At 62.4% G+C, this 20,434-nt stretch carries 18 protein-coding genes; 8 read left to right on the plus strand and 10 right to left on the minus strand.

Going from position 1 to position 20,434, the window contains the following annotated elements; translation table 11 throughout:
* Window positions 1-17: 17 nt before the first annotated feature.
* From ACVC7O_RS10450 to ACVC7O_RS10470, 5 genes are all read right to left on the minus strand, one after another.
* A complete protein-coding gene (locus tag ACVC7O_RS10450) occupies window positions 18-668 on the minus strand; it encodes a hypothetical protein (protein WP_458322080.1) in 651 nt (216 codons plus the stop codon).
* On the minus strand, window positions 665-2,416 hold the full coding sequence (locus ACVC7O_RS10455; protein ID WP_458322081.1) for an acetolactate synthase 3 large subunit: 1,752 nt from the start codon (window positions 2,414-2,416) through the stop codon (window positions 665-667). The genes ACVC7O_RS10450 and ACVC7O_RS10455 overlap by 4 nt, the downstream gene beginning before the upstream one ends.
* A 322-nt stretch (window positions 2,417-2,738) precedes the next feature.
* Complete coding sequence (locus tag ACVC7O_RS10460) at window positions 2,739-3,461, minus strand: methyl-accepting chemotaxis protein (RefSeq protein ID WP_458322082.1); 723 nt, start codon at window positions 3,459-3,461, stop codon at window positions 2,739-2,741.
* A 53-nt stretch (window positions 3,462-3,514) separates the two neighbouring features.
* Complete coding sequence (locus tag ACVC7O_RS10465; RefSeq protein WP_458322083.1) at window positions 3,515-4,165, minus strand: response regulator transcription factor; 651 nt, start codon at window positions 4,163-4,165, stop codon at window positions 3,515-3,517.
* Window positions 4,162-5,583, minus strand: a complete 1,422-nt coding sequence (locus ACVC7O_RS10470; protein ID WP_458322084.1) for a cache domain-containing protein — start codon at window positions 5,581-5,583, stop codon at window positions 4,162-4,164. The genes ACVC7O_RS10465 and ACVC7O_RS10470 overlap by 4 nt, the downstream gene beginning before the upstream one ends.
* A 251-nt stretch (window positions 5,584-5,834) precedes the next feature.
* Between ACVC7O_RS10470 and ACVC7O_RS10475 the strand changes: the two genes are divergently transcribed.
* From ACVC7O_RS10475 to ACVC7O_RS10485, 3 genes are all read left to right on the plus strand, one after another.
* The gene (locus tag ACVC7O_RS10475) at window positions 5,835-6,923 is read left to right on the plus strand and encodes a TRAP transporter substrate-binding protein (RefSeq protein WP_458322085.1); all 1,089 of its coding nucleotides are present in this window, start codon (window positions 5,835-5,837) and stop codon (window positions 6,921-6,923) included.
* Window positions 6,924-7,048: 125 nt separating this feature from the next.
* Window positions 7,049-7,981 (plus strand): TRAP transporter small permease subunit, encoded by a 933-nt coding sequence (locus tag ACVC7O_RS10480; RefSeq protein ID WP_458322086.1) that lies wholly within the window; start codon window positions 7,049-7,051, stop codon window positions 7,979-7,981.
* Between the two features lie 42 nt (window positions 7,982-8,023).
* Window positions 8,024-10,378 carry a TRAP transporter large permease gene (locus ACVC7O_RS10485; protein WP_458322087.1) on the plus strand — a complete coding sequence of 785 codons (2,355 nt, stop codon included), beginning with the start codon at window positions 8,024-8,026 and terminating at the stop codon, window positions 10,376-10,378.
* Window positions 10,379-10,445: 67 nt separating this feature from the next.
* Here the strand turns inward: ACVC7O_RS10485 and ACVC7O_RS10490 are convergent, their stop codons facing one another.
* The 4 genes from ACVC7O_RS10490 to ACVC7O_RS10505 form a co-directional block, all read right to left on the minus strand.
* Window positions 10,446-11,858 (minus strand): alpha/beta hydrolase family protein, encoded by a 1,413-nt coding sequence (locus ACVC7O_RS10490; RefSeq protein ID WP_458322088.1) that lies wholly within the window; start codon window positions 11,856-11,858, stop codon window positions 10,446-10,448.
* A 145-nt stretch (window positions 11,859-12,003) separates the two neighbouring features.
* Complete coding sequence (locus ACVC7O_RS10495) at window positions 12,004-12,822, minus strand: arginyltransferase (protein ID WP_458322089.1); 819 nt, start codon at window positions 12,820-12,822, stop codon at window positions 12,004-12,006.
* A 68-nt stretch (window positions 12,823-12,890) separates the two neighbouring features.
* Entirely contained in the window at window positions 12,891-13,328 is a 438-nt protein-coding gene (locus ACVC7O_RS10500) for an RDD family protein (protein ID WP_458322090.1), read from the minus strand.
* Window positions 13,329-13,397: 69 nt separating this feature from the next.
* Entirely contained in the window at window positions 13,398-13,814 is a 417-nt protein-coding gene (locus tag ACVC7O_RS10505; RefSeq protein ID WP_458322091.1) for a DUF2852 domain-containing protein, read from the minus strand.
* Between the two features lie 274 nt (window positions 13,815-14,088).
* Between ACVC7O_RS10505 and ACVC7O_RS10510 the strand changes: the two genes are divergently transcribed.
* The 5 genes from ACVC7O_RS10510 to ACVC7O_RS10530 all read left to right on the plus strand — a co-directional run bounded on the left by ACVC7O_RS10510 (window position 14,089) and on the right by ACVC7O_RS10530 (window position 19,717).
* Window positions 14,089-16,866 (plus strand): [protein-PII] uridylyltransferase family protein, encoded by a 2,778-nt coding sequence (locus tag ACVC7O_RS10510; protein WP_458322092.1) that lies wholly within the window; start codon window positions 14,089-14,091, stop codon window positions 16,864-16,866.
* A complete protein-coding gene (locus ACVC7O_RS10515; RefSeq protein ID WP_458322093.1) occupies window positions 16,863-17,132 on the plus strand; it encodes a hypothetical protein in 270 nt (89 codons plus the stop codon). The genes ACVC7O_RS10510 and ACVC7O_RS10515 overlap by 4 nt, the downstream gene beginning before the upstream one ends.
* A 126-nt stretch (window positions 17,133-17,258) precedes the next feature.
* A complete protein-coding gene (locus tag ACVC7O_RS10520; protein WP_458322094.1) occupies window positions 17,259-17,912 on the plus strand; it encodes a DUF6778 family protein in 654 nt (217 codons plus the stop codon).
* Between the two features lie 39 nt (window positions 17,913-17,951).
* A complete protein-coding gene (locus ACVC7O_RS10525) occupies window positions 17,952-19,169 on the plus strand; it encodes an RSP_2647 family RNA methyltransferase (RefSeq protein ID WP_458322095.1) in 1,218 nt (405 codons plus the stop codon).
* Between the two features lie 5 nt (window positions 19,170-19,174).
* Entirely contained in the window at window positions 19,175-19,717 is a 543-nt protein-coding gene (locus ACVC7O_RS10530; protein WP_458322096.1) for an RSP_2648 family PIN domain-containing protein, read from the plus strand.
* 9 nt (window positions 19,718-19,726) lie between these two features.
* Here ACVC7O_RS10530 and ACVC7O_RS10535 read toward each other — a convergent pair whose 3' ends face one another.
* A complete protein-coding gene (locus tag ACVC7O_RS10535) occupies window positions 19,727-20,416 on the minus strand; it encodes a M48 family metalloprotease (RefSeq protein ID WP_458322097.1) in 690 nt (229 codons plus the stop codon).
* Window positions 20,417-20,434 lie beyond the last annotated feature (18 nt).

The following is a 20,434-nucleotide window of genomic DNA, read 5'->3' on the forward strand; positions in this document are numbered from 1 at the left end:
TCTTTTTCTGTTTCGAGTTAGCGGTAAATGGCGAAAATGCTGCAATCGAAGAACCCGGCCTTCTCGAGTTCAACATCGACGCGGACTTCAACAGCGTCGTCGGCTCGGCGTGCGCGCGAGTCCTTTGCGTCGGCCTCACACTGCCGCAGCGCTGCATTCCTCGCCTCGGATTGCGCGTTGTAATTCCAGCTGTACCCAAGATCAGACGCCCGGTTCGCAGCCACCACCAGGTAGCCGCCGGGGTTTGTCTCAAGCTTCGCATCTTCGATTTGACGACGCAGGCGTTGGGGCAGAGCCCCTTTGGCCGCGGGGGTGACAGGTTCGAGCGTTGCGTAGAGAACGCAATTGCCACGGGTCACCGTATCGCACCCGATCTTTGCCAGCTGCTTGGCATCTTCCAGTGTAAGGATTCCGGCGTGCCAGCTCCATCCTCGGCCGTTGGGCAACACATACATGGCGCCAAAGGCGTTCGGTTCGCCTTGAAACTTGCCAAACGCAGTTTGAGCATTTGCGCTGAGCGCAATGCGGGAGTGGCGGACCAGTTTCGGATCGTCGATGAACGAGATTTGGGACGCCGGTGCGACGGAAGGTGATGCATCCGGCACCGGCGCGCAGGCCGCAATCGCGCACAACATGGTCAGCGCGGCGATGAGCCGTTTTGCGATCACACCAACACGCTCCCCTTGCTGTCGATCACGCCTTGCGTTTCGGCCTCGCCGAGCAGCATCTCGTTGTGGGCTTTGCCCGATGGGATCATGGGGAAGCAGTTCTCGTGCTTCTCGACCAGACAGTCGAAGATCACCGGGCCGTCGTGGGTGATCATCTCCATGATGGCATCATCGAGGTCAGCGGGGTCGGAGCAGAGGATGCCCTTGGCGCCAAAGGCCTCGGCCAGCTTCACGAAGTCGGGCAGGGCGTCGGACCAGCTGTGGGAATAGCGCTCGCCGTGCAGGAGTTCCTGCCACTGGCGCACCATGCCGAGGCGTTCGTTGTTCAGGATGAACTGCTTCACGGGCAGGCGATATTGCACCGCGGTGCCCATCTCCTGCATGTTCATCAGCCAGCTTGCCTCGCCCGCGACGTTTATCACAAGCGCGTCGGGGTGCGCCATCTGCACACCGATGGAGGCGGGGAAGCCGTAGCCCATCGTGCCCAGACCGCCTGAGGTCATCCAGCGGTTGGGGTCCTCGAAGCCGAGATACTGCGCGGCCCACATCTGGTGCTGGCCCACTTCGGTGCAGATATAGCGGTCGTGCTTCTTCGTAAGCTCCTCAAGCCGCACCAGCGCGTGTTGCGGTTTGATCGTTTTGCCCTTCTGCGTGAACTTCAGGCAATCGACTTTCTTCCATTCCTCGATCTGCGCCCACCATTTGGCCAGCGCTTCGGAATTCGTCTTGCGGCCTCGCGATTTCCACACCTTCAGAATGTCTTCGAGCACGTGCCCGACATCACCCACAATCGGGATGTCAGTCTTGATCACCTTGTTGATCGAAGAGGGGTCGATGTCGATATGCGCCTTGATCGACTTCGGGCTGAAGGCATCGATGCGCCCGGTGATCCGGTCATCGAAGCGGGCGCCGATGTTGATCAACAGATCGCAGTCGTGCATCGCCATATTGGCCTGGTAGAGCCCGTGCATACCGAGCATGCCCAGCCAGTTTTGACCGGAGGCGGGATAGCAGCCAAGCCCCATCAGCGTTGAGGTGATCGGGAAGCCGGTGGCTTTGACCAATTCGCGCAACAGTTGGCTGGCGGCCGGGCCCGAGTTGATCACGCCGCCACCGGTATAGAAGATCGGCTTCTTCGCCTTCTCCATGGCCGCCACGAGCTCGGTGATCTCTTCCATGTCACCTTTCAGCTTGGGCTGGTAATGCGAGACCGAGGGTTTTGGCGATTGGTACGTACCAGTTGCGAACTGCACGTCCTTCGGGATGTCGACCAGAACCGGGCCGGGACGGCCCTGGGTAGCCACGTGGAAGGCCTCGTGGATCACGCCCGAGAGCGCGTCGGTTTCTTTCACCAGCCAGTTGTGCTTCGTACAGGGCCGCGTGATCCCGACAGTGTCCGCCTCTTGGAACGCATCCGAACCGATCATGAAGGTCGGCACCTGGCCCGTGAGCACGATGATCGGGATCGAATCCATCAGGGCGTCGGTCAGCCCCGTCACCGCATTCGTGGCGCCCGGGCCAGAAGTCACGAGGACCACGCCGGGCTTGCCGGTGGCGCGCGCATAGCCTTCCGCGGCATGCACCGCGCCCTGTTCGTGGCGCACGAGGATGTGGCGGATCGCGTTCTGCTGAAAGATCTCGTCGTAAATCGGTAGTACGGCGCCTCCGGGATAGCCAAAGACGGTGTCCACACCCTGATCGATCAAGGCTTGGACAATCATTTTTGCTCCGGACATCTGCCGTGTCATATGTCTTTCTCCGTGGTGGCCGCTCTTCGGCCTTTGCTACCGTTTGCGCATAAAAAAGCCCCCGATCTTGGCGGGGGCGCATGGGTCAGAAGATGGTCTACCGTTACCGGCCCATGCGCGTGTGTCCTACAATGACGACTAGGCGTGTCATATCAGAAAGCTCCTTCGTGCTGCCGGGACATTAGAAGTGGCCTGTAGGGCCGTCAAGGACCTATTGCGCAAAAAAATATGTCGCAGCGGCAACTTTTTGCGCCACATCCTTTCGCCAGATGCGTGACTGGCGAAATTTTGCGAAATTTGGGTGTCTTGGCAGGGGTCTGGCTCAGGAGCTTTCGATGCTTTCGATGTCCTGTCGGGCGGAGAAGGTCAGTTCCTGCACCTCTTCTGCGAGCACCTTGAACTCCTGCGCGATGATCGCGAGGCCCTTGCCCGCTTCCCCGGCACGGGAGGCTTCGACGGAGGCGTTGATCGACATCGACCGCACATATTTTCCGATCCGCTCCAACCGGCTGAGGCCCTCGCCGAGACGCGTTGCGGACTGCATGGCGCGCTCCAACTGCAAGGCACGCCCATCCTCGATGTAGGTCCAGATATGCTCGGTCAGCGCAGTGACAGCGTCAAAGAAATCGCCTTGTGCATAGGCTACATAGGTGTCGAGAGTGGTGGAGTGCGCGCCGTCCTCGCTCAGCGCCGCGTCGCGCAGGCTGTCGGTCATATCGGCCATGCGGCTGATCAGAGCCATGTGGCTGGTCTGATCCTGCGCGATGGTCGCCAACCAGCTGCTGAGCTCTTCGGGCAGGTCCGAGAACGTGCTTTGCCCGCGCAGGACGTCATAGGTCTGGCGCAGTTTCTCCGCCTGGGCGCTGGCATCTGCCTCAAGTGCTACGCGTTGATCGTCGGTGCGGTCCGTGGCCAATTGGCTGACGGTCAACGCCATGCGCATCACCAGGGCGCGCATCGTCGCGACACGGTCAATGGCGGTGCGATAGGGCAGGGTGTCGATGGTCGCCGCGTCCGGCGCCGTGATCTCGGCTTGTGCGTTCATGCCTCCGATCTAGACCGGGTATGATTAACAAAGCTTGAACGGCGATGGGCAGATCAGAAGCGCGCGCCGGTGCCCTGCAAAACGCCATGCTCGAGCGCGTAGCGGGTGAGCCCGGCTGTGCTTGAAATCCCCAGCTTGCGCTTGATGTTCTTGCGGTGCGTTTCGACCGTGCGCACCGAGATGTCGAGCGCGATGGCGACCTCCTTGTTCGACTTGCCTTGCGCCAGTTGCAGCAGGATGGTCTGTTCGCGACCGGTCAAAGCCTCGCGCGCGTCATTCTGCTTGGGCTCAAGCGAGCCGCGGGCGCCGGTGCAGAGGTAGCGCTCGCCCGCCATCACCACGTCGATGGCCTGCTTGATCTCGTCCGTGGGCACATCCTTGAGCACATAGCCCACGGCACCATGGCTGAGCGCGGATGAGATGTACTCGGGGCTGTCATGCATGGAGAGGACGAGCACCCGGGTCCCCGGGCGTTGCTCGAGAATAATCTCGGTCGCCGCCAGCCCGCCCATATCGGGCATGTTTAGATCCATCAGGATCACGTCCGGGTCCAACTGAGGCACCTGGGCAATCGCGTCGCGCGCCGTGTTGCAGGTGCCGACCACATGGATGTCACCATAGCTTTCGAGGATCGATTGAACGCCCTCGGCAACCATCGGGTGGTCGTCGACGATGAGGATCTTGATCGGTGTCGGGTCGGTCATGCGGGTACTTTGGGTCGGTCCGAGGTTTCGCGTTCAGGGGGCAGGAGGTGCGACAGCGGGACGGTGACTTCGATGATCGTGCCCCCGCCACCACGCGGCTTCGACAGGCGCAGACGCCCCTCAAGCTGTTCGACACGTTCCTGCATGTTGCGCAGACCGAGCCCGCCGGTGGGGCCATCATCAGGCAGGCCGCGGCCATTGTCCTCGATCCGCAGGGTCGCGCCCTTCTTGTGGCCACGCAGGTCGATCTTCACATGGCTGGCCTGGGCATGCCGTTCGACATTGGTCAGCGCCTCTTGGGCGATGCGGTACATGGCGATTTTGGCCTCGCCATCGAGCCGGTTGCGGAAGACCACTGTCTGAAAGCTGACATCGATGCCGGTGCGCTCCTGGAAATCCTCTGCCAGCGCCTTGATGGCCGGGCCGAGCCCGAGATCGTCGAGCACACCTGGGCGCAAATCACGGCTGATCCGGCGCACTTCCGAAATGGCCTCGCCGAGCGTCTCGATGCCCTTCTTGAGCGGGTCTCCGGCACTGGGGTCGTCGCGGTCGAACTTGCGGCGCGCCGTATCAAGCGCATAGCGGACGCCCACAAGCAGCTGGCTGATCCCGTCATGCAGCTCGCGCGCGACGCGCCCGCGTTCCTCTTCCTGCGCATCGAGCACGCGTTGCGTCAGCTTCTTGAGCTTCGCATCGGCCAGGCGGCGTTCACGAATGTTGAGGCCCATTCCAGTCAAGAAAACGGCGAGCAGGGCGGCCAGGGTGATGATGCCGATGTAGAGAAACGTCTGCTGCACCCGTGCCTCGACGTCTGCGCGTGCCGAGGCGACCGTGGACAGCACATCGTCGATGAACACGCCGGTGCCCACCGCCCACCGCCAGCTGGGGAAGCTGGTCACATAGGTGATCATGCGGGCCTCTTCGCCGGTTGAGGGCTTGGGCCAGAGATAGCTGTGATACCCGGCCCCCGAGCGCGCGATTTCAATGATCTCATCGACGATCGGGGTGCCTTCGCTGTCGGTAAGGCCGGACCAGTTGCGATTGATCATCTCGGTCTGGCGCGGGCTGACAAGGTTGGTGCCGTCGTAGTCATAGACAAAGAAGAAGCCGTCGGTGCCGTAGATCATCGCCGAAAGGATCTGGGCCACGCGGTCCTGCGCCTCCTGATCGTCGGGGGCGGCGTTGCCGTATATGAAGTAGAACCCGTTGCGCGCCTGCGTCACGTAATTGGCGAGCTCTGCCTTCTTGGCCTCGAGCAGCTGGGTCTCAAGCGCCTTGATTTCCCGCTCGGCCAGCGTGCGCGATTGATAGGCCACCAGCACAGCAATCGCCGCCACCGCCGCAATCAGCGGGACCGTGGCCACCAGCGACAGTTTTTGCGCATAGCTGGGGCGAAAAAGAGCGCCGATCCGTTTCATGGCAGACTGGTTACGTGGAAAACGCTGCGAATCAAAGTCTGATCGGAGGCGCCCGCGCTGCCTAAACATCGGGCGCAGAACCCGGCACCTTCAAAATCGGCCAAAAAATATGACCAAAACGCGTCAAATGCCGCCGATCTACGCAGTAGTAGGTATTTCATTTGGAATCCGCCTCGCTAGTGTGGCCACACTCGAAACAGCCCGGGCGAACTTCCGCGCCACGGGCGACATATCTGGGAGGAGTATCCAAAATGGACCGTCGTTCATTTCTGAAGACATCTGCATTGGGCGGGTCTGCCGCCGCGGCCACGACGCTGGCCGCACCCGCGATTGCCCAAGGCAACCGCGTTCTGACAATGGTCACATCCTGGCCCCGTGGGTTTGCCGTGCTGGACGACGCTGCGACCTACTTCGAAGAGATGGTGGGGGCGATGTCCGACGGCACGCTGACCATCGACAAGAAAGCGCCGGGCGAGCTTGTGGGCGCGTTCGAAGTCTTTGACGCCGTCTCCTCCGGTCAGGCCGACCTCTATCACTCCGCGGACTACTACTTCATCGGTCAGCACCCGGGTTATGCGTACTTCACGGCTGTTCCGTTCGGCGGCACCGCGCAGGAAGTCACCAACTGGTACCACCACGGTGGTGGCCACGAGTTGCACACCGAGCTGGGTGAAATCTTTAATCTGAAGTCCTTTATCGCCGGTAACTCGGGCTCGCAGTCCGGTGGCTGGTTCCGTTCCGAGATCAACTCGGCAGCTGACTTCAACGGCCTGAAGTTCCGCATGCCCGGTCTCGGCGGCAAGGTGCTGGGCGAGCTGGGTGCTTCGGTCCAGAACATCCCCGGTGGCGAGCTTTACCAGGCCCTGTCGTCCGGCGCCCTGGACGGTCTGGAGTGGGTTGGTCCCTTCGCGGACGAGCGCGCGGGCTTCCAGGAAGTGGCGAAAGTCTACTACACCGCCGGGTTCCACGAGCCGGGCTCGGCGCTGGCAGCGGGCGTCAACCTCGACGTCTGGAATGACCTGTCGCCGGCGCATCAGGCGATCATCTCCAACGCGGCGATGGCCACAACGCACACCCAGCTGGCCGAAACGCTGGCCAACAACGGCGCAGCTCTCGCGCGTCTGCAAGCGCAGGGCGTGAAAACGCTGCAGTTCCCGGACGATGTCTGGGATGCCTTCGGCGCCGCTTCCAAGACCGTCATGGACGAGAACATGGGCGACGAGCTCTTTGCGAAGATCCGTGGGTCGTTCGAAGAGTCGCTGGCGCAAAGCTCCGACTGGCTGCTCAAGTCCGACGGCTTCTACGTCGCACAGCGCAACCGCGTGCTGGCCAACGGCTGATCACACGATCAAGATATGGGAGGGGCTGCTGCGGCGGCCCCTTTCACCACGAGAGGCGGACGAGCCTCAGATCTGGGCGAGACCCTGCGGCGTGATAAGAGGCGCGCGGCACGGGAGGGGGACATATGGAAAACGACGCAAGCGAAGCCGCAGGCTCACTCTCCATCATTTTTGACGGGATACTCTGGTTTTTCGTCAACATCGGCTTGGCCGTCTACAATTTCTTTTATGCGATCACGCACCCGTCGCTCTGGCTCGACTGGTCGAACAAGGAAGCCATCATGCGCTTCGTCTACTATGGCGGATCGGTTGAGTTCTTCTTTGTGGTCTTCACCGCCTTCCTGATCTTTTTTGCCGTCGGCCTCTGGCGCAACAGCTTCATGTGGGGCTGCGTGCGCGTTCTCGAAGGCTTCGCCAATACCGTGGGCCGCTTCTTTGCCTGGGCGGGGCTGTTGATGGTGATCCAGCAGATCATCATCGTCTTTATGCAGCGGATCTTCACGCGGCCCGATATCTCTATCGGCTTCGGCATCCCGCTGCAATTCGACATCAGCTGGTTCGCGGAAGAGCTGAAGCTTTACAACGCCATGGTCGTCTGCCTCTGCATGGCCTACACCTTTGTGCAAGGCGGGCACGTGCGCGTCGACCTCGTCTATTCCGCGGTCGCCTTCCGGACCAAGAAGGTGATCGACATGTTCGGCGCTGTCTTCTTCATGATGCCCGTTGCGGTCATGATCTGGCTTTACGGCTGGTTCTTCCTCTGGCGTCACCTGATCGTGCCCAACCCTTCCGCCTCCGACACGCTCGACCGGTTGCTGATGAAGTCGCGCGCCCTGCGTTGGAACGTCGAGACCATCGGCTTCAGCCCCAATGGCTTCAACGGCTACTTCCTCTTCAAGATCCTGCTTTGCGCCTTCACGGCGATGCTGTTCCTGCAGGCGGTTTCGATGTTTTTCCGCTCGTATTTGGAGTGGAAAGAGGGCCCGGAGAGCGAGAACAAATACCTCGACCGCGACAGCCTGGGCGAAGGCGAAGAAGCCTATGAGGGCACACACTAACGGACGCCGCGACACACGCAGCGCAGCAAGGGACTTTAGGACATGTTTTTCGGTCTAGACGGCGTCGAAGTTGGCCTGATCATCGTTTTCATCTGCCTCTTTGGTGGCATCCTTTCGGGCTTCCCGGTGGCGTTTGCGATTGCCGGGGCGGGCGTCATCTCCTTCGGGATCATCGCCGCACTCGATAGCGCGGGGTTGCTGATCCACCAGGCCATCGACACGGGCAGCCAGGTCTACCGGGACCTCGTGAACTCGGGCGTCAAGGCGGATACGATATCCGTTTTCCGATACCCGGAACTGCCGCGGATCGAAGAGCCGGTGTTCCCGCAAGGATGGGAAGTGGCGCTCGACCGTAATGTGTCCTTCGTCGTGAACCGCATGAACGAACGGGTGCTTGCCGGTCAATCCATCGAGACGCTGCTCGCGGTGCTGATGTTTGTGCTGATGGGCATCACACTGGAACGCTCCAAGATCGCGAATGATCTGCTGACCACTATGGCGCGCGTCTTCGGCCCGCTGCCCGGCGGTTTGGCGGTCTCCATCGTGGTCGTGGGCGCTTTCCTCGCTGCATCGACCGGGATCGTGGGCGCGACAGTGGTCACCATGGGGCTGTTGGCGTTGCCGACGATGTTGCGCAACGGCTATTCGTCTGAGCTCTCGACAGGTGTCATCGCCGCCTCCGGAACCTTGGGGCAAATAATCCCGCCCTCCATCGTGATCGTCCTGCTCGGCACGCTGGCGGGTGATCTCTATTCCGCCGCGCAGGAACGACGCGCGACGGTCGCGGGCTGCACCGACGCGCTGACCTATTTGGGCGAGCCGGCCGTGCTGTCGGTGGGCACGCTTTTCCAGGCGGCGCTGCTGCCTGGGATCATGCTCGCGCTGCTCTACGCGCTTTACGCCTTCGGCTATGCGCTCCTGAACCCCGACAAGGCGCCCGCCGTCGAGATGGGCAGCACCAATGCCGAACCGGTGACCCGGAACGAAGCGTTCACCTGGTTCCTCGGCGCACCGCTCGCGATCATCATCGGTGCAATCCTGCTTGGCAATCTCAACATCATCGGTGATCAGTCCACGACGGTGTCGCGCTTCTCCGACATTGGCGAAGGCGCATCGCTGCGGACCAACGTGAGCCCCGACTGCCAGGCCTCGATGATCGAGTTGCACGGGCAGGCGGCCTGGGACGCGGCGGTGGCCGAACAGACCGCGATCAACGAGGCCGGGGGCGTGCAAGCCTCGCAAGCGCTCTCAGAAGAGGAACTGGCCGCCGCACGTGCCGCCAAGATCGCCAATGCAGCGCCCATCGGGACCGGTATCGCCATCATTCTCGTGCTGACATCGCTGTTCCTGACCACGGCGCGCGGGGTGTCGCCTTCGGCGTCACCACAGCCACTGATCGTGGGGGCCGTGGGGGCGGTGCTGATGCTGCTGGTCGATATCGTGCTGGTTGGTCCAGCGACGAGTTCGGGTGCCACGGTTTTGCTGATGGCCTTGCCTTTTGCCGCGCTCATGTATGGCGTGGTGCATGCGACGAAGATCTGCGCGCAAAATGAGTTGATCCGCGTTGTCTTCCCGCCGCTGGTGCTCATCGTGGCGGTGCTGGGTTCGATCCTAGGTGGGATCACCAACCCGACACCGGCGGCAGCATTGGGGGCAGGGGGCGCGATCATGCTCGCCGCCTATCGCAAGCTCAAGGATCAGGACCGCACACCCAAGGTGATCATCTGGTCCACGCTTGCCATCATCGTCTGCATTCTCGTCGGCATCAATTTTGACCTGCGCATCAACAACGGCAACGTGGGCTTTGAAAGCTGGTTTGCCTTCTTCGTGGCCTATGCCGCCTACCTCTATGCGCTCTTTGGCCTGCTGTTCTCCTGCTGGGTGCTCTACACCTCCGGTGTTTTGAGCCCGGTCGTGCGCGAGACGGCGAAGGTGACCAGCATGGTCTTTACCATCCTCATCGGCTCGCAGCTGTTGAACCTCGTGGTGATTTCCTTCGGCGGTGAACACTATATTCAACAGTTCCTTAAGAGCTTCGACGATGAGTTCAAGGTCTTCCTGATCGTGATGGTCGTGCTCTTCGTGCTGGGCTTCGTGCTCGACTTCCTCGAGATCATCTACATCGTGATCCCGATCGTGGGTCCGGTGATTTATGGTGGCAGTTTTGATCCGAAATGGGTGACGATCATGATCGCGGTGAACCTGCAGACCTCTTTCCTGACGCCGCCGTTCGGCTTTGCGCTTTTCTATCTCAGGGGGGTCGCGCCGAAGGAAGTGACCACGGGCCATATCTACCGCGGCATCATCCCCTTCGTGTTGATCCAGGTCGCCGGTCTTGCGCTGCTCTGGACCTTCCCGGGCATCGTGACGCTGATCCCGGACCTGATCCCCAACTGACCAGCGCGACCGTGCGATGTAAAAGGGGCCGACGGGCCCCTTTTTGCTGTCTGAGATGTGGGCGGGCTCAGCTGGTGCGGCGCCGCGCGCGCCGTAGCGCGCCAAGACCACCCACTGCACAGGCCAGCATCCACGCCGATGCAGGCAGCGGAACAGGCGTTGGGTTTGCCGTCAGCACCTCGTACCGCAAGCCATCCGCCGTGCCTTCGGCGAAACCCTTCCAATAGGTGTGATCGTCCCGGAAGCTGCCGTCTTCGTTGACTGACCAGACGCCGTCGCTGCCGATATCGAGCAGATCCAGATAGGCGGCCTTGTCCGTGTCGCCCTTCAGTTCAAGATCCATCCAGGAGGTCAGGAAGTGCTGGCCCACATTGTTCATTAAGACCGAGTCCCAGACCGCATCGGCGTAGTGCTCCGAGACGTTGAAACCCAGTCTCTCGTTGAAATAGAAACTCTCCTCTGGTGCGGGAATCGGTGCCACGGTGTTGTGTCCGCCACCGTCGAAGGTCAGCAGCGCGCGGTCGACGCCCGTGGCCCCTTCCCAGATGGCGCGCACGCCCTCTTCGTAGAGCGAGGTGGCATCTTCCGAGCCAGCGATGAAAAGCATCGGGATCTCGATCCCTGCCAGACCGTCCGCGTCCCAGAATCCGGTGTTCATGCCCCAGGGGCCGATGGCCACGGCGGTCTTGATGCGCGGATCGGGCAGGGCGTCGTGCGTCTCGCTGCCCTCCTGGTGGATGCCCAGGGTGCCTCGCGGGCCACCCCAGGGGTAGCCCACCGAGGTTTCCGTCACACCGCCGCCCGCAGTCACGATGGCACCATAGCCACCCATCGAATAGCCGATGAGCCCGGTGTTGTCGGCATCAATGAGACCGGCGAAATCGGAGCCTGCGTCCTGGTTCAGCTTCGCCATCTGATCGAGCACGAAGAGCTGATCGAGCGGGCGGTTCACCAATGTGGAACCAAAGGCCGATTGGTCGCGATAGGTCGAGTCCGTATGGTCGATGGAGGCGACCACATATCCTTTGGAAGCGAGGTTCTCGGCCAGATGCGACATCAGGAAACGGTTGCCGGGGTAGCCGTGGCTGAGCATCAACAGCGGGAAGGGCTCGCCGCTTTCGGCGGGCGCCGCATCTCGCATCGCCCGGCCTTCCAGCGTCACCTCGGTGGTGCCATCGCGCAGGAAGGCTTTGAACGTGGTCTCTCCCGTCGCGTCTTCAGCCGCCGGATACCACATCTCGACCGTCAGCGGCCGATCGTAGCGGGGCAGGTTGCCCGGCGCTCCAACACCGCCAGCAACGGAAACGATGTCGATCTGGTCCGGGTTAACGAACTCAAGCTGACGCACGCCCACGGGCAGATCACCGTAAGCAGCCAGATCCGGCGCGTCAGGTGACTGACCATCGATCCTGTTTTGCGCAGCCAGCGGGGTGGCAGCCGCGGTTGCAAACAGCGCTGTCGTCAGGGCGAAACGTTTCATTGAATGTCCTCTTCCGTTGTTTTTGTGAGCGGTAGCACCGATACACCCGCAGGCTGTGCGGGGTGTCACTCGTTACAAAAACCAGAAGTTTACGACGGTATGGTGAAGGGCTGGACGGTAGGCACCGCAGACTGTCGGATGCGCTTTAACGCGTCGGGCGCGTGTCGGGCAGGTGAATATTCGCGACCTGCTCTGCGATCGGATCGGTGGAAAGCGGATGGGTGTCAGCCGAGAATGCGGCCGGGTCCTTCATCTTCTGCCATCGACCACCGATATAGACCTCGAGACCGGAGAACTTGGACTTGTAGCCCATCTTCTGGCTGCCGGGGACCCAATAGCCGAGGTAGACGTAAGGAAGCCCGGCTTCCTCGGCGATCTTGATGTGATCGAGGATCATATATGTGCCCAGCGAACGCTTGGGCTCATCGGGGGCGTAGAAGGAATAGACCATGCTCAGACCATCGGCGAGCACATCCGTGAGGCTCACACCGATCAGCGCGCTTGTATCCTTATGCGTGTACTCGACCACACGGCTGCGGATCGGCGTTTCCTCGATCATCGCGGCAAATTCGAAGACATCCATATCGGCCATTCCGCCTTCCGCGTGACGGCTGTCGAGGTAGGTCCGGAATAGCTCGTATTGCTCCTCGGAGGCCCAGGGCGAGGTGGCCCTGCGCGAAAGGTCTGCGTTGCGATTTGCCGTGCGGCGCTGGCTGCGCGAGGCCCGGAATGCCGAGATATCGATGCGCGCGCTCAGACAGGCAGAGCATTCGGCACAGGACGGGCGGTAGAGCACGTTCTGCGAGCGCCGGAAACCTTGCTGTGACAGGCTGTCATTGAGCTTGTCGGCGTTCTCGCCCTGCAAGGCCGTGAACAGCTTGCGCTCCATCCGCCCGTCCAGATACGGACAGGGCTGGGGGGCAGTCACATAGAACTGCGGTGCGATGGGCAAGGTGTGGCGCATGGGATTCCAAGGTTTTACAACCTGAAGATAACAAGACCCGCGCCAGCCGCCAAGCCGAAGTTTGCCGATCAGATCCGCTGCGCGCGGCGGTTCACCATCACCGTGCCCAGCACGTGATCAGTGAGGCCCTGGCCGCGTTCGGTTGTGGCCATCATGACGATGGAAATCAGCTGCAGCGGGGCTGCGGCACAGCTCACCGAATAGCCCAGCGTATGGGCAAAGGCCGTGCTTGCGTCGAGCCGCTCACCGTCCGGTTTGCGCAGCTCGATGGCAAAGAGCCGCATGCCCCAGGTGGCCGATCCATTGGCCAGCGTGACCATGCGGTAGACAAAGCCCACCACCAGGAAAAGCAGTGGGAAAAAGAAGATCGCGGTGAAAAAGGTGAAGGGCAAGATCACCAGGCAGGCGATGATGGTCAGTATCGCATCGACCGCCCAGGCCATCAGGCGCTTGAGCGGGACATCTTTATAGAAATCAGGCTGCGCCTGCGGGTCGGGGGTGGCCATCTGTCGGGTGCCTTGATCTTGGTATCGTTTGAAAGGGGATGTGCCGGGGGTGTCCCGGCACGCTCCGTCTTAGGCTTCGGCGGTGCTGTCGCCGTTTTTCTCTGCGCGGTCGTTCATGAACTGATCGAACTCCGCCTTATCCTTTGCCTCACGCAGGCGCTCAAGGAAAGCCTCGAACTGCTGCTGTTCATCTTCCAGCCGACGCAGCGTGTCTGCCTTGTAGGCGTCGAAGGCCGAGTTACCGCTGGGACGCATGGCGCGCATGCCATGGCGCATGGAGGTCGATTTACGGCTGCAGGATGTGAACATGCGTTTGCTCCAGATCATGTAGAAGAGAAGGGCGAGGCCGATCGGCCAGAAGAAAACGAAACCAAGGACCATGGCCGCGATCCACGCGCCCTTCCCTTTGGAATCAAGCCAGTTCTCGGTGCGGGTGAACCAACCAGGCTGGCTGGGCAGGGGGGTGACTTGAGTGGCGGTGGTCATCGAAGTGCCTTTCTGTTTCGGGTTGTGGGATCCTCGGTTGGGCCGGGATGTGAATGTCTTTCACATTGCATAGATTGGCATGATGTGAGGTCTGCGCAAGGGTAAATGTGAATGTTTTTTACATTTTTCAGGAAAGTGATTAAAAATCAGAAGTTTAAGATCTACACTTTCGATGTTCAGTAGTGTCCTTTGCGCTCCGCAGACGGCATTTGAGGACCCCAAAGCGTCCAAACATGGCTTTGACCCCGCCGTCATCTGTGGCTAAGCCATGCCCATGAGCTTAGCCGCACAGTTGACGCGATGCCCGCGCGCGTTTGATCCCGAGCGGGGGGATGAAGCCGTTGCCGCGCTCCCGGATATTGCGCCGGAGCTAAGGCAGCTTGTGCGCGGCGCGGCGGGGTCCAGCCCTTACCTGCTGTCGCTGTTGCAGAAGGAGGCTGTGTGGCTGCCCGACGCCTTAACACGACCCGATGAGGCCTTGGCTGAGGAGATCGCCCGCGCCCGCACGCTGGGCGACGAAGGTCTGGCCGAGGGGCTCCGGCGCGCCAAGCGGCGGGTGGCTGCGCTCACGGCGCTCGCTGACCTTGGAGGGGCCTGGCCTCTCGCGCGTGTCACCGGCGCGCTTACGGAGTTTGCCGATGCAGCCTGCCAGGCCGCCCTGCGTGCGGGCATCGCAACCCAAATCAGGCGCGGCAAGCTGCCCGGTGCGAGCGAGGCCGATCTGGACGATGCGGCAGGCATGTGCGTACTGGCCATGGGCAAAATGGGAGCGGGCGAGCTCAATTACTCATCGGACATCGATCTGATCTGCCTCTTTGACGAAACGCGCTTCGACCCGGATGACTTCTACGATGCGCGCGCCAGTTTCGTGCGGGCCACCCGGGCAATGACAGCCACGCTCAGCGAGATCACGAATGATGGATACGTCTTTCGGACCGATCTGCGGTTGCGGCCTGACCCGGCTGTCACACCTGTCTGTATCGCGATGGAGGCGGCCGAGCGCTACTATGAAAGCCTCGGTCGGACATGGGAGCGCGCGGCCTACATCAAGGCGCGGGTCGCGGCTGGGGATCAGGGTGCGGGGCAACGCTTCCTGGACGATCTGTCCCCCTTCGTCTGGCGGCGGCATCTCGACTTTGCGGCGATACAGGACGCGCATGATATGCGGCTCGCAATTCGGGAGCACAAAGGGCTGGGCGGTCCGATCACGCTGCCCGGACATAACATGAAGCTGGGGCGCGGTGGCATTCGCGAGATCGAGTTCTTCACCCAGACGCGCCAGCTGATCGCGGGCGGGCGTGATCCGGACCTGCGCAGAAGAGGGACGGTGGAGGGCTTGGCCGCGCTGGCAGCCAAGGGGTGGGTGCCGTCGGAGACGGCTGACATGCTGGCGGACCACTATGTTGCGCATCGCACTGTCGAGCACCGCCTGCAGATGGTGCATGACGCCCAGACCCACAGCTTGCCGCGCAGTGAGGAAGGCTTCGACCGGCTGGCCTGCATGATGGATTGCGACCGCAGCGCCTTGGAGGCCGAGCTGAGGGAGCGTCTGCAAACCGTGCACGATACGATGGAGCAGTTCTTTGCGCCGTCAAAGCCCGCATCGACTGCCACCGGGGACGTGGAGAGTGATCTGATCTCGCGGTGGCCGAGCTATCCAGCTCTGCGCAGCGAACGCAGCCGCGCGATCTTTGAGCGGCTGCGACCGGACTTGCTCGCCCGTCTTGCACAGTCGGCGCGACCTGAAGAGGCCCTGCTTGCGTTCGATGGGTTCCTGTCGGGCCTTCCCGCAGGTGTGCAGCTGTTCTCCCTGCTCGAGGCCAACCCGCATCTGACCGATCTGCTGCTCGACATCACCGGAACCTCGCCAGAACTGGCGCAGTACCTGTCGCGCAACGCCGGGGTGTTCGATGCGGTGATCGCGGGTGACTTCTTTACCGATTGGCCGGACGAAGGCGGGTTGGCTGCGCTGTTGCAGGCGCGGCTCGCTGCGGAAGCAGACTATGAAACCCGGCTCGACGCCATACGGCGGTGGGCCAAGGAGTGGCACTTCCGCGTCGGTGTGCATCTGCTCCGTGGGTTGATTGACGCCGAAACAGCCGCGCGCCAATACGCCGATCTGGCCCGCGCTGTGCTCGTGGTCCTGTGGCCTCTGGTAACGGCCCAATTCGCGACGCGACACGGCCCGCCGCCGGGCCGAGGGGCCGTGGTGCTTGGCATGGGCTCGCTTGGCGCCGGGCGGCTGAACGCCGGTTCAGACCTCGATCTCATCGTGATCTACGACCCGCTCGATGCCGAGGCCTCCGACGGCGCCAAACCCATGTCGACCCGGCCGTACTACGCCCGGTTGACGCAGGCGCTGATCACCGCGCTGACCGCCCCGATGTCGCAGGGACGTCTCTATGAAGTGGATATGCGTCTGCGCCCGTCGGGCAACCAGGGCCCGGTGGCGACCAGTTGGCCGGCCTTCCAGAGCTACCAGACCGAGCAGGCCTGGGTGTGGGAACACCTCGCCTTGACCCGCGCGTCGGTTGTGGCGGGCCCTGCGGATCTCGCCGCGGATGTCGAGGCGTTTCGGCGAGCACTTCTGGGCAAGCCCCGCGCCAGAGACAAGACCCTCACCGAGGTGGCGGAGATGCGCGACCGCATTCGGGCCGCCAAAGCGCCCGCGGGGCTTTGGGATGCGAAACTGGGGCCGGGGCGCCTGCAGGAGATCGAATTGCTCGCGCAGGCAGGTGCCTTGCTGCAAGGCGACACCAGCGGGCAGACCGAGGCAGGCCTGCGCGCCGCTGTCGCTGCCGGGCTGATGGATGACGCATCGGGACGGGCTCTGGCGGAGCACTACGCTTTTTACTCGCGGTTGCATCAGGCCGCGCGGCTTCTGTCGGATCAGCCGCTGGATGCGGAGGCATTGGGTCCTGCCGGGCGCGCCTTTCTGTTGCGGACGCTGGAGGAGGAGCAGATGGGTGATCTGGAGCAAAGGCTGGCCGCGGACTATGTTGCGTCGGCCAAGCGTGTCGATGCAGCCCTCATGGCAGGAGCGGTGGGATGAAAGGCGATGCGAATGATCCCAAGGGGTTGATCCTCGAGGCCTATCGCATTGACGGGATACAAAAAAGCGAATGCCGCACGATCTTCCTCGACTGGGCGCTCAGCCTGTCGCTGGAGCAGGACACCGGCACCGTCCTCAAGGCATTGCTGGCGCAATATGGGGCCAACCACCCGGATCACCCGATGACTGAGGTCATGACCGAAGGGCTGGCCGGGATGGCGAGCCCAAGGCGGCGTGGTGGATGGCGCTCACGCCCGCGAAACTGACGAATTTGGCAGGCATTCGCGTCAGTTTTACCTAAAATTCGTCACAATTCAGCCTCAGTCGACCTGTAAACACTTCGCTAACCTTACACAGGCAGGCAGAAGTCGCCCCCGAGTGTGGAGACACTTATGACACTGATAAAGACATGTGCGGCGCTGGGGCTGGCCGCGCTGATCGCCGGCTGCGCAACCACTGATACCGCGAGCCGCAATACCCCGTTCACAACCGGGTCCGAGGCGGGCGCTGCGTCATTCCAGGCGCAGGTTCAGCCGCTGAATGTGCGCGCCGTGAATGTCGTTGTCCCCCAGACACTGCAGGTGTCCGAGGCCAACAGCTATTACCCGTCGGGTGATATCGTCTGGCGCGGCGATGCGCCGGGTGACCGCCACGCGCAGGTCAAGGCGATCTTTGACGAGGCCATGGGGCGGGGCACCGCAACAATGGTCAAGGGCGCGCCGGTGGTGCTGGACGTGCAGGTGCTGCGCTTTCACGCTCTAACGGAAAAGACCCGCTATACCATCGGCGGGGTGCACTCCATCCGCTTCAACCTCGCCGTGCGCGATGCAGAAACCGGGCTGCTGCTCGGCGAACCGCGCACAGTCAAGGCGGACCTTAAGGGGTTCGGCGGCCAGCAGGCGATCGACGCCGAACGCCAAGGCCAGACCCAGAAGGTGCGGATCACCGACCACCTCGCGCGGGTTATCGCAACCGAACTAGCGGTGAGCGGTGGCTACACCAACCAGCGGCTTGGGCTGGTCCAGGCGATCAACAACACGTTCTGATCTTTCCCACCTGGGCAGAAAAGATTAGAGGAGGGCGCTATGACAGCGCCCTTTTCTACGTCCGACCTCGACGCTCTTCCGGTTGTCCGGTTGAAACCCAAAGCCAATGCGCGTGCCATCCGGCGCGGGTATCCTTGGGTCTATGCCAATGAGTTGGTGACCGACCGGCGCACCAAGGCGCTGCCGCCTGGTGCGCTGGCTGTGTTGCAGGATGACAAGCGGCAACCGATGGGGATCGTGGGGGTCAATCCGCGGTCCAAGATCATCGCGCGCATGCTGGATCCGCGAGCCACCGCTGTGATTGATCAGACATGGTTCGAGGTGCGTCTGGCCAAGGCACTGGCCTTGCGGGCGCAGTTGTTCGATGCGCCGTTCTACCGTCTGGTCCATGCGGAAGCTGACGGGTTGCCGGGCGTGGTGATGGACAGGTTTGGCGATCTCTGCGTGATCCAACCGAACGCGGCCTGGGCCGAGCGCTGTCTCGCGCCATTGACGGCCGCGCTGCAATCGGTGCTGCAGGTGCAGGTTGTTCTCAAAAACGCATCCGGGCGTACCCGCGGCCTCGAAGGGCTGGATGATAAATCCATGGTTGTGGTTGGCACCGCGCCCGACGCACCCATCCCGGTGCCGATGAACGGCGCGACCTATATGGCCGACGTCACTGGTGGGCAGAAAACCGGGCTGTTTTTCGACCAACGCCCGAACCATGCCTTTGCCGCAGGCCTGTCGCGAGGTGCGCGGGTGCTCGATGTGTTTAGCCATGTGGGTGGCTTCTCGCTCGCGGCCTTGGCGGCGGGGGCTGAGAGCGCGCTGGCGGTCGACGGGGCGCAGCCTGCGCTTGATCTGGCGCAGGCCGGGGCCGCGGCGATGGGTGCCGAGGACCGGTTCGCAACCCGGCAGGGCGATGCGTTTGAGGTGCTCACCGCGCTGGCTGCCGAGGGCGCGGAATTTGACGTGGTCATCTGCGACCCACCGGCCTTTGCACCCTCGCGCGCGGCATTGGACGCAGGGCTGCGCGCGTATGAGCGGATCGCCCGGCTGGCCACGCCCCTGGTCGCGGAAAACGGCATTCTGGGCCTGTGCTCCTGTTCCCATGCCGCCGATCTTGCGGCCTTCCGCGCAGCGAGCCTGCGGGGCATCGGGCGTGCCGGACGCCGCGCGGCTCTGATCCATACCGGGTTCGCGGGCCCCGATCACCCGCAATTGCCGCAGCTGGCCGAAAGTGGCTATCTCAAATCGCTGTTTTTCCGGGTCTGACGCCCATGAAAATCACTATCGACGCCTGCGTGCTCTATCCAACGATCATGCGCGAAATGGTCCTGGGCGTTGCCGCGACGGGCGCCTTTCAGCCGGTCTGGTCGGCGCGTATTCTGGAAGAGTGGGCGCGCGCGGCGCGCAAGCTCGGCCCGGATGGCGAGGCACAGGCCCGTGCGGAGATCGCGGTGCTGCGCAGCCATTGGCCAGAAGCCGAAACGGTGGCTGCGCCGCAACTTGACGCCCGGTTGTGGTTGCCGGATGCAGGTGACATCCATGTGCTCGCAACAGCGGTATCCACATCAAGTGATGCGATCATGACTTTGAACGCAAAGGACTTCCCGAAAGGCATCCTGGCCGAAGACGGCGTGCAGCGTCTGGCGCCCGATGACTATCTGCATGGGCTCTGGTGCGCAGAACCAGGGCCGGTTGAAGAGGTCGCAGACCGCGTTTTTTCGGAGGCGCAGCGGCTGTCCGGTCAAGCCTGGGACATGCGGGGATTGTTGAAGAAGGCGCGGCTGCCCCGGCTGGCCAAGGCTCTTGCGCGATAGGCGGGTGCGCTAGTCGCCCGGCACCCATTTTGCTTCTAGCGCCTTCAGCGCCGCAATGCGGTCTTCCGTCTTCGGGTGGCTCATCAGCCAGGCCGGGACTGCCCCACCGTTTTGCTGGGTCAGCGCGTTGAGCTTCTGAAAGAGGCTGATCTGTGGGCCCACGCCAATCCCGGCCTTGGTCAGCAGCGCCGCGGCATAGGCATCGGCCTCATATTCGTCAGAACGAGACAGGCGCGCAGCAAGCAGGCTCGTCAGCATCCCGGCGATCCAAACACCGATGCCTGGAATGAAGCGGCTCAGCACCATCGCCAGCGCGGTGCGCAGGGCGTTCTGGCCGGAGAAATCGATCATCCGCCGACGCGAATGGCCAAGCGCCACATGCCCCATTTCATGCGCGATCACGCTTGCCATTTCCTCACCCGTGACCTCGCCTGTGCGAAACCTGTTGTAAAAGCCGCGTGTGATGAAGATGCGCCCGTCCGGGGCCGCCAACCCGTTCACCGGATCAATCTCGTAGATGTGCACTCGAATGCGCGGCAGTTCCAGCGCTGCAGCCATCCGGTCCATCAGCGCTTTCAGTCGCGGATCAGCCAGTTCGGTGGATTGCGCATCAAGCTGCTTCGCGGTCCGCCAGGCGGAGAAGCGATACATGACCAGCCCGTAGAGGATGGCCAGCAGGATGGGCGTAAACTTGATCATGGTGGAGATATGGGGCCC

Source organism: Roseobacter cerffii (genome assembly GCF_054226325.1).